The organism is Psychrobacter raelei (assembly GCF_022631235.3).
Taxonomy (GTDB): domain Bacteria; phylum Pseudomonadota; class Gammaproteobacteria; order Pseudomonadales; family Moraxellaceae; genus Psychrobacter; species Psychrobacter raelei.
In genome coordinates this window covers 58049-71786 of record NZ_CP093310.2, presented here as the reverse complement: position 1 = coordinate 71786, position 13738 = coordinate 58049, and the positions used below count along the sequence as shown (strand labels likewise).

The window sequence follows — 13738 nt, the reverse complement described above, 5'->3', positions numbered from 1 at the left end:
CATTAGCAATGCAAATTAGTTTTTATGTGTTGGGTGAGCGTTATCTTAACGATAACGCCGCTGCATCAAGCACTGCCTCAGCGGCCAACGCCGAGGCAGTGCTTAACTTTGTGTGCCGATTGACCCAGACAGTTTTGCAAAAAAGCGAGCACAGTTTGGTCATCGTTGACGATCAAGTAGAGCGTCTTAAACAGCTCGATACTCAGCTGTGGTCTTTTGACCCAGTCAGCTTCGTCGCTCATGATTTTATCTTACAAGAAGCCGCTGTCAGCCAGCTGTCGGCACCTGTTAGCTTGGTATCAACGCTGCCTGGGGGTTTTGATGGCGTTATTTTAAACCTTGCTGCCACTCCCCTTCCCTTATCTGTAGAAACGACAGCCGCTGTGCTGCCAGAACGGGTTCTTGAAATCATTACCCCCGATGAGGCAGGCAAGCAACTTGGCCGTGACAAGTACCGTGCCTATCAGCAACTGGGCTTTGAGCTTAACTATTTTCCGATCAATAAATAAAAATCAATAGAGTCGCAGCAGTCTTAGCTTCTCTGTTAACCTCTTTCTTAACGTCTCTTTTCTGGTAACCTCTCTCTTAATTTCTCACGTGACGTCTTTGTTAATTGCTCACAAATCGCTCCCTTAATTTCTCCTTATTCAAGCTCCGCCTCTTTACGACCTCTGTTTTCGATCTTCTATGCAGCTGCACCGCCCGCTTAGTTTTTATTTAACTATCAAAAACTTAAGCTCAACTCATTCCTAAAATCTATTTATTTATCCTAAATTGACTATACCAATTTATAGTTATATGTTGCAGTTGAGTTGAAGTTTTGTATAATCAGTGCATGAATTGATTATGAGATAGGGATCACTTCGCTACGGGCCACGATATTTATTACTACTTAAGATGACGGGCTCTCGAGGCTCTATCGCACAATCACCCTTAGCAAAACGAAAGTATTGCAGCATCAATCAGATTGTTTGACAGGGCTGTTAACATTTTTATTTTTAAATTTTTTGTATTTACTCAGCACGAGTATTTACTAGTATGGAGCGCTTATGAGAGCCCTTATTGATATGTACCAGCGTATTGGCTTGGTACCCCTAATTATTGTTGGGCTAGTACTTGGCATCTTAATAGGCTGGTTAATGCCTTCAGTCGGTGTCGCATTAGGGCTACTCGGTAGCTTATTTGTGGGTGCCTTGAAGGCTGTGGCACCTATTTTGGTGTTTATATTGGTCATGGCAGCCATTAGCCAGCATCAAGGCGAGAGCCAAGTTCATGTTAGACCGGTGTTAATCATGTACATTTTTGGCACCTTTTTGGCGGCCTTAACGGCGGTGGTAGCAAGCTTTGCCTTCCCTACCGAGCTTCTTGGTCTAAACACCATTGAAGCGGTGGCCGACCAAGCACCGCCTTCAGGGTTAAAAGAGGTATTGACCACACTGCTTATGAATTTGGTAGACAACCCAGTTAATGCCATTGCTAATGCCAACTACATGGGCATCTTAGCTTGGGCATTAATCATCGGTCTTGCGCTGCGTAAAGCCTCTGCCACGACCCGTACTATGGTCTCTGATTTATCAGAAGCCATCTCTAATGTGGTGCGCTTTGTTATCGCCTTTGCGCCTATTGGTATCTTAGGCTTAGTGGCCAATACCATTGCTGAGACCGGCTTTAGCGCATTAATGAGCTACGGTCGTCTGCTGACCATCTTGGTGGGCTGTATGCTATTTATCGCCTTGGTGGTTAATCCCATTATTGTCGCCTTTAATATCCGCAGAAACCCATATCCACTGGTCTTCACCTGCCTGCGTGAGTCTGGTATCACCGCTTTTTTCACCCGTTCATCAGCGGCCAACATTCCGGTCAATATGAACTTAGCCAAAAAACTTGGCCTACATGAAGACACCTATTCTGTGACCCTACCTTTGGGCGCGACCATCAACATGGCCGGCGCTGCTATCACCATTAACGTCTTAACCTTAGCGGCGGCCCATACCTTAGGCGTGCCGGTTGACTTCGGTTCTGCGCTACTGCTGAGTGTGGTGGCGACAGTTGCTGCTTGTGGTGCCTCTGGTGTGGCAGGTGGCTCATTGCTACTTATCCCTCTGGCATGTAGCTTATTTAACATTCCAAACGATATTGCAATGCAAGTTGTGGCCATCGGCTTTATCATCGGGGTGGTACAAGATTCTGCAGAAACTGCGCTTAACTCATCAACCGATGTGCTATTCACCGCTGCAGCTGATCCGATAATGAAAAACAAAACCGCTTAATGGCTAGGTTTTAGCACGGTTAAGCCAATAATTAATAAGCCATAAAAAAATCTCAGCACCATAGTGCTGAGGTTTTTTTTATCACCGGTCGCCGTAAAGCCACCCACTTCAGGGGGTGGATATAAGGCGACACACACTGTCGTGATCAGCACTTAAAGTATTGCAAGTTAAAATTAACCTCGCCATACTAACCCTATGAAAACACTCAAGCTACGCATCAAAGACAAACATGCAAACCAGCTAAACAAACTAGCTGGGAGTGTTAACTATGCGTGGAACTATGTTAATGCGTTAAGCTTTGAGCATGTAAGACGCACAGGTAAGTACTTTTCCGCCTATGATTTAAGCCAATACACCAAAGGCAGTGGTGAGTATTTAGGCTTACACTCGCAAACTTTGCAAGCCATCAACGAAACTCATGCCAAATCTCGTAAGCAGTTTAAAAAAGCCAAACTCAATTGGCGAACCAACCGTGTGGATGCCAAACGCAAATCACTTGGCTGGATACCTTTTAAAAAGTCTGCCATAAAGTATCTACATACCAGACAAACAGGTAAAAAAGCACTTAAATCAACCATACTGAACCGCCCCGACTATATCGGAGAGTTGATTGCTTGAGTCAGGCAGCTTTGTCTGACTCATTAAGGCTATCATAGTATCGTCTCTCAAACTCAAAAGGCGACACATAACCAATCGTACTATGAATGCGAGTTTTGTTAAACCAATCGACCCATTCAAGGGTTGCTAATTCAACATCATACGCATCCCGCCACTGCTGTTTTAAATATTCAATCACCTCTGTTTTATAAAGCCCGTTAACCGTTTCAGCTAACGCATTATCGTATGAATCACCGGTTGTACCAACAGATGCAATAACGCCAGAATCAGCCATCTTATCCGTATAGCGAATGGATAAGTACTGAACGCCGCGATCACTATGATGAATGACATCTTTAGGATGGTTTCTGTCTGCAATGGCTTGATTTAACGCTGCCATCACCATATCCGTGTTCATTCGATCTGATACTTTCCAACCAACGATAGCGCGAGCAAACACATCAATGATAAAGGCAGTATAGACCCAACCACTCAATGTTTTAACGTAAGTAAAGTCAGCAACCCATAGCTGGTTAGGGCGATGGGCATTAAAGTTACGATTAACTAAATCATCAGCACGCTTTTGATCATCACGAGACTTAGTGGTTACCTTACCCTTACCTCGCCAAATACCCTGCATACCATGCTGACGCATTAACCGCTCTACAGTGCAACGTGCAGGATGTATACCCTCTGCCTTCAACTGTTTCCAGACTTTACGAGCGCCGTATCGGCATTTGCTGTCCTTCCAAATACGTTTAATCTCATTAAGATAGAAGTCGTCATGCTGACTACGCTGTGAACGCTTTTCAGGACTTTCTTCTAGCTCTTTAACACGATAGTATGTGGATGGAGCAATCGGTAGTACTCTACAGATTGGCTCGACTCCATATTGTTGTTTGTGGTCGTCAATAAAATCAACCATTACTTGGGTTTGCGGTCGAGCTCCGCCTGGGCGAAAAAAGCGGCTGCTTTCTTTATAATCTCATTGGCTTGCTTTAACTCTCTGTTCTCACGTTCAAGCTCTTTGATACGCTCCGCTTGGCTTTGAGCTTGAATGTTTGCAGGAATGGTTTTATCTACGTGCTTTTTATGCCATGATCGTAGGGTCTCAGGTGTGCAACCTATCTTTGGTGCTATAGCTTTGATGGCTGACCAGGTGGATGGGTAGTCGTCTTTAGCTTCAATTAGCATACGGACGGCTCGCTCTTTCATTTCAGGGGTATAGTTTCGTGTTTTCATTGTCGTATTCTCTCAGAAAATTGAGTCTCCGACAATCCCGGGGCGGTTCATACAGCTATCGCTCTGTAAAGGTCAAAAGCTTATCATAGACGTATTCGATAGCTACAATTTGTCTTTGTATCAAATTAACACGCTTGAGATAGTGCAAGACAGCCGTAATCGTTGGTATGCCTGTATTACCGTCAAAGATTTTCCTAGACAAGCAAGTGGCAAAGGCAGCGTTGGTATTGACTTAGGCTTAAAGCAGTCTGCTACCACATCAAACGGTGACAAGCTGACAACTAAACAAACTCAAAAATGGGCGAATAAATTAGCAGTCGCCCAGCGTGCAAACAATAAAAGCCGGGTAAAGGCAATACACGCCAAAATTAAAAACTCAAGATTAGATGCCATACACAAATTCACCACCCAATTAGTTAAGGATAATGCCTTAATTGTGGTTGGTGATGTTAAATCACGCTCATTCACTAATTCGATGACCAACCTAGCTAAATTGACATATGATGCAGGATGGTTTGAACTCAAAAGACAACTGGAATATAAATGCAAGCATGCAGGTTGTCAGTTTGAGATAGTGAATGAGAGTTACACTACCCAGACCTGCTCGTACTGCCTTAAAATAAGCGGTAGTAGCTTGAGCGGTAGAGCAGGTCTTGGAATAAGAGGATGGAGGTGTGCTGAGTGTGGCACATGGCATGATAGAGATATCAATGCTGCTAAGAACATCCTTGCGGTCGGGCTTGACCGTCTAGCTGTAGGAATCCCCTCGGTTTAGCGAGGGGAGGAAGTCAAGGTTATCACTTAAGATATGGCTTTGGCCTATTTTTGCTGAAAGTCGACCTCAATGGTGTACACAGAGTTGGTGGCAGCTTCTTGCTGACGCTTGTACTGACGCAGCTGCTCAACCTCATCTAACAGCTCTAAAATTAAGCCAATAGCCGGAATACTGGCCTCAAAATCTCGGCTCAATCGGGAAGCTCGGCGTACTGTGGCCAGCTGAGAACCGGTGAATTGCTGCTTTTCGGGCACATCATATTCAATGATATTTTCTTCAATCAACGCCAAAACCCAACCGCGCTCAGCCCCACAAGCGGCAATGAGCTCATCTAGGCTCATAATAATATCGTTGAATTCACTAGAGTGTTGCATGATAACTCTCCTCTTATGCTTATATTTTTATTGGCGCTATCAACGCTTTATTTCAGCCTCAGCAAAACTGGCTTTTAGCGCAGCGAATGCCTCCTTTTGGGCCTCAGTGGTCAGCTCAGGATTAACAATATTTAAGGTCAAATATAAATCCCCAGCTTGCTTGGCGGGAATGCCTTTACCTTTCACTCGTAAGTTGCTGCCCGACTTACTGTTTTTGGGAATGGTCACCCCAAGTGTACCCGCGGGGGTACTGATATTAATCTTCTCGCCCAGCGCAGCTTCCCAAGGGGTAATATTCACGGTTTGATACACATCCGCGCCTTCTAGGCGAATATTGGCATCGTGGGTGATTTTTACTTTTAAGAACAAGTCGCCATTTTTGCCGCCGCCATAGCTTGCCGCGCCCTGGCCACTTAAGCGAATTTGCTTACCTTCAGTGATGCCCTTAGGAATCTTAATTTTTAGGGTTTTTTGTTCTTGAATGACACTGCCATTGGGCTGGCGACTGGGTACATTTAATTTAATGCTATAGTCATCGCCGCTGTATACCGAGTCTAAGCTGACATTAATCTCAGCGTGTTGGTCTTGACCGGGCGCTGGGCCTGCATCTTTAAAGCCACTGCCAAAGTGGTCATAGCCCTCAAAGCCAGATTGACGAGAGGACTGAGCACCACCCCTGCCGGCACCAAATGCTGAAAAAATATCATCGAAGCGGAAGCTACCACTGCCAAATGGCGCCCCTTCCCCGAACTGATCTTTTATGTCCTCCCATCTAAAGCCACCTTGTGCTCCAGAGCCACCGCTCCCAAATCCTGCACCGCTACCAAAGCCTGCACCTGCAAAGGGATTGGCCTGCATCGCATCGTACTGGGCGCGTTTTTCTTTATCTCTTAAAGTCTCATAGGCATTATTGATTTCTGCAATTTTTTCATCGGCATCTTTGGCATCACTGACATCCGGATGATATTTGCGCACCAATTTACGATAAGCCTTTTTAATCTCTTGTTCTGAGGCGTCTTTGCTGACACCCAAAACCTCATAAAAACTTTTTTCTGCCATTGTTATTATCCTTATTTAAGCGGTCTAAAGAGTTGCTTTATATCGGTATATATAAGGGTTATTAACTCATATTTCACCGTTGCTTATTGATACTTTTTTGTGCTCGTCGGTTAATTAAAGGCAATGGCTTAGGTTTTGACAGATAAATTTCCACAAAAAAAGAGCCGTTTAACGGCTCTTTTTTTATAACGCTTCATAACAGTTTGGGCAGTATGGTTTTATATACCCACTTTACGACTCATACTGTTCAAGCTCAGTCATCGCCATCAGCATATCCTCTTCAAGCGAAGCTTGCTGCTGCTGTAGCTTGGCCTGCTCATCAAGCAGCGTTAACAGCTCATCTTTGCGGCTGTCCTCATACAGTGAGGTATCAGCCAGCTTCTGCTCTAGTGCCTCTAAGCTTGCGGCCACTTTATCCAGCTGCTTTTCAGCTTGCTCAATACGCTTACGAATGGGGGCAGTGAGCTTACGCTGCTCTGCGGCCAATTTGCGGCGCTCTTCTTTGGTCAACTGATTGTCTTCAGCCGCTGCTTTAGCTGCTGCGGCTTTTTTGGCCTCTTCTGCTTTTTTGGCAGCTGCCGCTTGAACCGTTTTGGCATCACGGCTTTCTTTTGCCGCCTCTTTGGCATCAGATTTGCGCTGCTCAGACAGCCATTTACCATAGTCTGAGACATCCCCTTCAAACTCTTGCAGCTTGCCATTGTGCACCAGATACAGCTCATCACAGACATTGGCAATCAATTCACGGTCATGCGACACCAAGACTACCGCACCAGCGAAGCCTTGTAGCGCCATGGTCAACGCTTGACGCATTTGCAAATCCAAATGGTTGGTCGGCTCATCAAGCACCAAGACGTTGGGCTTTTGCCAGACGATCAGTGCCAACGTTAAGCGAGCACGCTCACCCCCTGAGAATAGCTTGCTTGGGGTATCAATACGGTCACCACGAAAATCAAAACTGCCTAAAAATGATCTTAATTCAGCATCCGAGGTTTTGCCGGCCAAACGACGCATCATAATCAGCGGCGTGGCTTCTGCATCTAAGCTGTCCATTTGATGCTGGTTAAAATAGCCAATATGCAGGGTGTCCGATACTTTATAAGTTCCGGTAATTGGCTCAAGCTCCCCCACCAAGGCCTTGATCAAGGTTGACTTGCCCGCGCCATTCATACCCAGCAGACCAATGCGGGTGTCAGGGGTAATCTCCAGACTGGTGTGGGTCAATAGCGGCTTACCGTTATAGCCAATGTCCGCACCCTTAAGCGAAATCAGAGGTGAGCTCATGTGACTGGGCTCATAAAACTGGAAAGTAAAGGGGTTGTCTGCCATCACAGGCGACAGGTCGGCCATACGCTCGAGTTGCTTTAAGCGGCTTTGCGCCTGCTTCGCTTTAGACGCTTTGGCACGGAAGCGGCGTACAAAGTCTTCTAAATGAGCACGCGTGGTTTCTTGCTTCTCATAAGCTTGCTGCTGCTGCGCCAGACGCTCACTGCGGGTACGCACAAATTGCGAATAGTTGCCGGTATATAAGGTCAAGCGCTGATTTTCGACATGCAAAATAAAGCCAATGGTGGCATCCAAAAAAGTTTGGTCATGTGAGATCAGCAGAACAGTGCCATCAAACTTAGCAATCCAGTCCTCAAGCCATAAAATGGCATCTAAGTCCAAATGGTTGGTGGGTTCATCAAGCAGTAGCAAGTCAGCACGACTCATCAAGGTTTTGGCCAAGTTTAAGCGCATGCGCCAGCCGCCTGAAAAATCATTCACCGGCAGCTCATGCTGAGTGGGCTGAAACCCAAGTCCGGCCATAATTTGCGCCGCTGTGGTCGGCGTACGATAGCCATCAATCTCATCAAAGCGCTGATACAGGTGTGCAATGTCATCATCGCTTAACTCATCAGGCGCCATCATTTTTTGGTTAATCTCATACCACTCTTTATCACCGCTTAGCACATAGTCAATGGCCGGCTGAGCGCTGCCCTCGACTTCCTGCGCCATGTGCGCCACTTCCCAGCCGCTTGGAATACTGATATTGCCCGCATCCACGGTCAGCTCATCGGTGGTGCGCTCACCCATATAGGTTAAGATTACCCCAAAAAGGGTGGATTTGCCGGTACCATTATTGCCGGTCAACCCCACTTTTTGACCCGGATGGATCTGAAAGGTGGCCTCTGAAAATAGCACTCTACCATCACGGCGGACACTAACTTTATTAAATTCAATCATGGATAATAATCACTTTTGGTTATTTCTTCGCAGGTTAAGCCAGTTAACAATTTTTTCAACAAAAAACGGACAAAGGGTCAGCTATGCGACATTGAAAATCAAGCATTATGCCTCATTATGCTATACTGAATGACTAATAATTTAAATAACCGTAAAATCACTGCTAAGTTATTCATCTGCCTCTTTGCTTATTGTAAGACAGGTGCGTGTGACTATTTGATTTTACGTTCAGTGAAGTTTTGCGCTTTACGAGGATACTATGACTACCATTACCCTAACTGACAGTGCGGCTAATAAAGTTCGCAAATTACGTGAAGAAGAAGGCGATAACAACCTTATGCTACGAGTGTATGTCACTGGTGGTGGGTGTTCGGGTTTTTCATACGGTTTTAACTTCGCTGATGAAGAAGGCGAAGATGATGCCAGTTTTGAGAATGCCGATGTTACCTTATTGGTCGACTCACTCAGTTACCAATACCTGCAAGGCTCAACGGTAGATTATACAGAAGGGCTTGAAGGGGCACGCTTCGTGGTAACCAACCCCAATGCGACCACCACTTGCGGCTGTGGCTCCTCTTTTTCTATTTAGGCTGTGACCCACATTAAGCATTGGGTTAAAGCCCTTGGCAACATGAGTGTCACCGCTCTACCACATTGCTTTAACTTCTGACACCGTCTATCGCTTAGCCTGCCATATCTGCTTTTATTTCAAGCAGATAAGTTATGAATACCAAAGACCTGATTGCTAATGACACGTTATTGTGCAAAGTAATGCCATAAAACCGCTACAAGCTGTCTTTATTTAGACTGTAGCGGTTATTTTTTAACTATATTTTGAAGACTTATTACCTATTGTTTTACAATCATTTGTAACCACATATGATTTTTAAATGGGTTTAAGCTACACTTAATCACAATATAAATGGCCAAATATTGCCGATAGAAACAACGCCATATCCACTGAAAATTATAATAACAGTGATGGGCCCCTTTGATTTTGAGACTATAGTATGACTGAAGTAACCGCCCCAAATCACCAGCCTCTAATACCCTCTTGGTTAACCAGCCAGCACTTATCTGGCATGTTGCGTGGTATAGAAAAAGAGGGGTTAAGAATGCAGTCTGATGGATACTTGGCTCAGACGCCGCATCCTCAATCTTTGGGCTCAAAATTGACCCATCCTTATATCACCACCGATTATTCAGAGAGCTTACTTGAGCTGATCACCTCGCCTAAGTCCACTGTGGCCGAGACCCTTAATATGCTGCGTGAGCTGCATGTTTTGGTGTATCAGTCTTTAGAAGATGGGGAGCTGATGTGGCCGCTGTCTATGCCTTGTATGCTCTCATCCGATGACAATGACATTCCTCTGGCCGAATATGGCAGCTCTAATGTCGGCCGCTTAAAGACTTTATATCGCAGTGGGCTTGGCATACGTTATGGTCGCCGGATGCAAACCATCGCCGGTCTGCATTACAACCTGTCATTTGGGGACGATTTATTCAGCGCTTGGCGTGACAACACCCCTAAGTCGGAGCAATTAGAGTCATTGAGCGAATTTAAAAACGCCAAATACTTAGGCCTGATTCGTAACTTTAAGCGCATGAGCAGCTTGGTGCTGTATTTAACTGGCGCCAGTCCCTCAGTATGTCCTTGCTTCTTAACTGGCCGTAAGCACAACTTACAGCTGATGAATAACACCACTTACTATAGTCCCAAAGCCACCAGTCTGCGTATGGGCAAATTGGGCTATACCAACAGTGTTCAAGATCAATTAGACATCCGCTATAACAATTTACCTGAATATATCGAAGGTCTGCGCCGCGCTATCAATACCCCGTTCTCAGGCTTTACCGAGCTTGGTCTAGATGACGATGAGGGCAATCCGATTCAGATTAACGATCATATTTTACAGATCGAAAATGAATACTACAGCCCAATCCGCCCCAAACAAATTGCTGAGTCTGAAGAAGCTCCAAGCCATGCCTTAGAGGCGCGCGGCATCGCTTATGTGGAGTTTAGAGCCGTTGACTTAGACCCCTATAGTGATATCGGTATTCGCTTATCGACCGCCTGTTTCTTAGAAGTATTGGCACTGTACTGCCTGCTTACCGACTCACCTGACTTACTGCCAGAAGAGGATGCGGTACTGGCAGAAAACCTTGAGCGTGTGGTCAATAACGGTCGTGCTCCAGACTTGACCATCCAAACTTGTGACGGTAGCGAGCAAAACCTAAGCGAGTGGATGCAGCAGCACTTAGAGGCCATGATGCCTCTAGCCACGTTATTAGATGCAGAATATGGCGGCAATAATTATCGTGTGGCCGTCACCTTAATGCTAGGCAAAGCGGTATACCCCGATGCCACCTTGTCCGCTCAAGTCTTGGCCGATACCCAAAGACTGGGCAGCACTTGGCAGCTGGGTCATGCCCTAGCCCAGCAGCACCGTGAATCTATCCTGCGCAGCTCATTGAGTCCAAAAACTCAGGCCAAATATGAAGTGTTGGCCGAAAAATCTTGGCTACAGCAGCAGGAGCTTGAAAAAGACGACTCACAAGACTTCTATGACTATATTCAGCATTATAGATAAAGGCTTTTGCGCTCATCATAAGCGTGTCAGGTTTTGCCAGACAATAAGGGTTATTAGGCTGTCAAGAAGCGACCACAAATGATGCAAAGCCTTATCTGAGCTGTTCACAGAAATAATTTTCTGAATCTGGTTTTTGAGTTTAGAATATAACGCTTAATGTTGCCGATATCATTATTAGCTGTATTAGCTAATTATACTGGCTCTCTTTGTTAGTGTTCCTAAGGAGCAAACTTTTATGCAGCGCCTCCTCACTTACCGTGCGTTAAACTTTATTTTGTTCATCGCCTCTGTCGTGGCCATGCTATTTGCCATTATATTTTTGCAAAACTACAAAGGGCTTGAACCTTGCCCCTTGTGTATTTTTCAACGTATCGGCTTGATGGTCATGGGCGGATTTTCGCTGATTGCTGCTGTGGGCCATCCCAAAAAAATGGGAATGCAATTACTGCTGTGGATAGGGTCAATGGCTGGTATCTTATGGTCGGCAGGTGTGGCAGCGCGTCATGTGTGGATTCAACATTTGCCCGCTGATCAAGTACCGGCGTGTGGCCCTGGTCTGGATTACTTCCTTGAGGCGTTACCGATGAAGCAGGTGATTAATCAAGTTTTATCCGGTTCAGGTGAATGTGCTGAGATCAGCTGGAGATTTTTGGGCTTATCTATCCCAGAACAAGCGCTTATCTTGTTTACCGCGTTGATTTTGGTTAACCTACTGGTCTTATGGCGTATTATTAGCAAGCGCACCGCTTAGTAGTGCATCAGCGTTCATTCATTTAGCTTTCATTTATTAGATAGACATCAGAGGTTCCATGCACGTTCATATTTTAGGTATCTGTGGCACATTTATGGGGTCACTTGCATTGTTGGCTCGCGATCTTGGCCATACTGTCACCGGTTCTGACGCCAATATTTATCCCCCTATGTCCACTCAGCTAGAACGTGCTGGGGTCAGTATTCAAGAAGGCTATCATGCCACTCATTTACAGCCTGCGCCTGACTTGGTTATCGTGGGCAATGCCATGAAACGGGGCATTGAAGCGGTAGAGTACATGCTGGATACTGGCATACCCTACACCTCAGGGCCGCAGTTTTTGTCAGAGCATGTGTTACAACATCGCCATGTATTGGCGGTGGCGGGTACTCATGGAAAAACCACCACCACCACTATGCTCGCTTGGGTGCTGCATTACTGCGGTATCGATGCCGGCTTCTTAATTGGTGGTGTGCCTTTGGTCGAGAGCGAGAATGACAATCTGACTAAAGCCTTTGCTCACAGCAGCTACTTGGGCGCTGATAAAAATGCCCAAGGCGGGCGTGGTTACTTCGTGATTGAAGCCGATGAGTATGACTCAGCCTTCTTTGATAAACGCTCAAAATTTGTACATTATCGCCCGCGTACCGCTATCTTGAATAACCTTGAGTTTGATCACGCTGACATTTTTAAAGATTTGGATGCCATTCAGACGCAGTTCCACCATATGATTCGTATGATCCCAAGCTCTGGGCAAATTATTATGCCGGCTCATACGCCAAGCTTAGAGGCCACCATAGACAAAGGCTGCTGGACCCCCATCTGGCGCACCCAGATTGCCAATAACGGGCAGCAAGATAAGAGCGTTCAAGATAAAGCCGTCCAAGATGACTCTATCGCCTGGCAGGCTGAGCTTATCAGCGAAGATGGCAGTCAATTTGCCATTCACTTCACCAATACCCAAGGCGACGTCTTGAGTGGCGAGGTACACTGGGGCATGAGTGGCCGTCACAATGTCGAGAATGCTATGGTGGCCGTGGCGGCCGCTTATGACATCGGTATCAGCGTGGCCGATGCTTGTGCGGCGTTATCGCAGTTCTCTGGTATTAAGCGCCGCATGGAGCTGATCGCAGAGCTAGGCGCTGCTGAGAGTGGCAGCACTTTTGGAATAAAAGTATTTGATGACTTTGCCCATCATCCCACAGCGATTACCACCACCTTAGATGGTGCCAAAAAGAAATTAAAAGGCGCCAAAATTTGGGCCATTATTGAGCCGCGCAGCAATACCATGAAGCTTGGGGTACACAAGGACAATCTGGCGGCTTCAGCACAGCTGGCAGATGAGGTGATCTGGTATGAGCCTGCCGGTTTGGAATGGGGTCTAACTGATGTCATTGAGGGCGCTAATATCAGCAACCAGCAATACGTGATGAATGACACCCAAAAGATCATTGACCATATTTGCGCCAAGCTTGGCCAATCTTCTCAAGATGACGCCATTATCATTATGTCTAATGGCGGCTTTGAGGGCATTCATCAGCGCTTTATTGCGGCACTAAAAAAAGACTAATTTTTAATCACATCAAATACATAAGACGGCCTCATTGGTAACACAATGGGGCTTTTTTATGTATCAACCTCGCTTGAAACAAAACTCTATATAAATTATACAATCAATTACCCAAAAACTGCCAATTTCAATCAATCGCCCAACTAAACTCACATAGCTCGTACGTACTTAACAATTCAGCCTTAGCACCTGTATAAGTTATTGATTAAAATCCTTATTAGAAAGTTCTGTACCGTCTTAGCGACGGTATAAGTAACTTATAAAACGACTATTAAAATTATTA

At 45.6% G+C, this 13738-nt stretch carries 10 protein-coding genes, 2 pseudogenes and 1 other annotated feature; of the genes and pseudogenes, 8 read left to right on the top strand and 4 right to left on the bottom strand.

The features are described from left to right. The first annotated feature begins 8 nt into the window (after positions 1-8). From MN210_RS00295 to MN210_RS00285, 3 genes and pseudogenes are all read left to right on the top strand, one after another. Positions 9-509 carry a DNA polymerase III subunit chi gene (locus tag MN210_RS00295; RefSeq protein WP_338412354.1) on the top strand — a complete coding sequence of 167 codons (501 nt, stop codon included), beginning with the start codon at positions 9-11 and terminating at the stop codon, positions 507-509. A 540-nt stretch (positions 510-1049) separates the two neighbouring features. After that, positions 1050-2270: a serine/threonine transporter SstT gene (sstT, locus tag MN210_RS00290; RefSeq protein ID WP_011959347.1), complete on the top strand. Its 1221-nt coding sequence runs from the start codon at positions 1050-1052 to the stop codon at positions 2268-2270. Positions 2271-2465: 195 nt separating this feature from the next. After that, positions 2466-2849, top strand: a pseudogene (locus MN210_RS00285) (RNA-guided endonuclease InsQ/TnpB family protein); the annotation flags it as partial. Between the two features lie 40 nt (positions 2850-2889). Here MN210_RS00285 and MN210_RS00280 read toward each other — a convergent pair. After that, positions 2890-4109 (bottom strand): IS3 family transposase gene (locus MN210_RS00280; RefSeq protein WP_406947902.1). Its coding sequence is split into 2 segments (ribosomal slippage): positions 2890-3833 and positions 3833-4109, totalling 1221 coding nucleotides; the frame shifts between segments, so codons are not numbered across the junction. Then, positions 3718-3834, bottom strand: a sequence feature (AL1L pseudoknot). It overlaps the preceding gene by 117 nt. 49 nt (positions 4110-4158) lie before the next feature. Between MN210_RS00280 and MN210_RS00275 the strand changes: the two are divergent. Further along, positions 4159-4884, top strand: a pseudogene (locus MN210_RS00275) (RNA-guided endonuclease InsQ/TnpB family protein); the annotation flags it as partial. A gap of 44 nt (positions 4885-4928) precedes the next feature. Here MN210_RS00275 and MN210_RS00270 read toward each other — a convergent pair. The 3 genes from MN210_RS00270 to MN210_RS00260 all read right to left on the bottom strand — a co-directional run bounded on the left by MN210_RS00270 (position 4929) and on the right by MN210_RS00260 (position 8543). Next, a complete protein-coding gene (locus MN210_RS00270) occupies positions 4929-5258 on the bottom strand; it encodes a chaperone modulator CbpM (RefSeq protein WP_338412353.1) in 330 nt (109 codons plus the stop codon). Positions 5259-5297: 39 nt separating this feature from the next. Continuing rightward, positions 5298-6317: a DnaJ C-terminal domain-containing protein gene (locus MN210_RS00265; protein WP_110815874.1), complete on the bottom strand. Its 1020-nt coding sequence runs from the start codon at positions 6315-6317 to the stop codon at positions 5298-5300. Positions 6318-6548: 231 nt separating this feature from the next. Next, entirely contained in the window at positions 6549-8543 is a 1995-nt protein-coding gene (locus tag MN210_RS00260; RefSeq protein ID WP_155586783.1) for an ABC-F family ATP-binding cassette domain-containing protein, read from the bottom strand. Between the two features lie 259 nt (positions 8544-8802). Here MN210_RS00260 and erpA point away from each other — a divergent pair, with 259 nt between their 5' ends. The 4 genes from erpA to mpl all read left to right on the top strand — a co-directional run bounded on the left by erpA (position 8803) and on the right by mpl (position 13455). Next, the gene (gene erpA / locus MN210_RS00255; protein ID WP_011959343.1) at positions 8803-9132 is read left to right on the top strand and encodes an iron-sulfur cluster insertion protein ErpA; all 330 of its coding nucleotides are present in this window, start codon (positions 8803-8805) and stop codon (positions 9130-9132) included. 421 nt (positions 9133-9553) lie between these two features. After that, the gene (gshA, locus tag MN210_RS00250) at positions 9554-11134 is read left to right on the top strand and encodes a glutamate--cysteine ligase (RefSeq protein ID WP_241878844.1); all 1581 of its coding nucleotides are present in this window, start codon (positions 9554-9556) and stop codon (positions 11132-11134) included. A 235-nt stretch (positions 11135-11369) separates the two neighbouring features. Continuing rightward, on the top strand, positions 11370-11885 hold the full coding sequence (locus MN210_RS00245; protein WP_011959341.1) for a disulfide bond formation protein B: 516 nt from the start codon (positions 11370-11372) through the stop codon (positions 11883-11885). A 58-nt stretch (positions 11886-11943) separates the two neighbouring features. Next, positions 11944-13455 (top strand): UDP-N-acetylmuramate:L-alanyl-gamma-D-glutamyl-meso-diaminopimelate ligase, encoded by a 1512-nt coding sequence (gene mpl / locus MN210_RS00240; protein WP_110815871.1) that lies wholly within the window; start codon positions 11944-11946, stop codon positions 13453-13455. Positions 13456-13738: the final 283 nt, after the last annotated feature.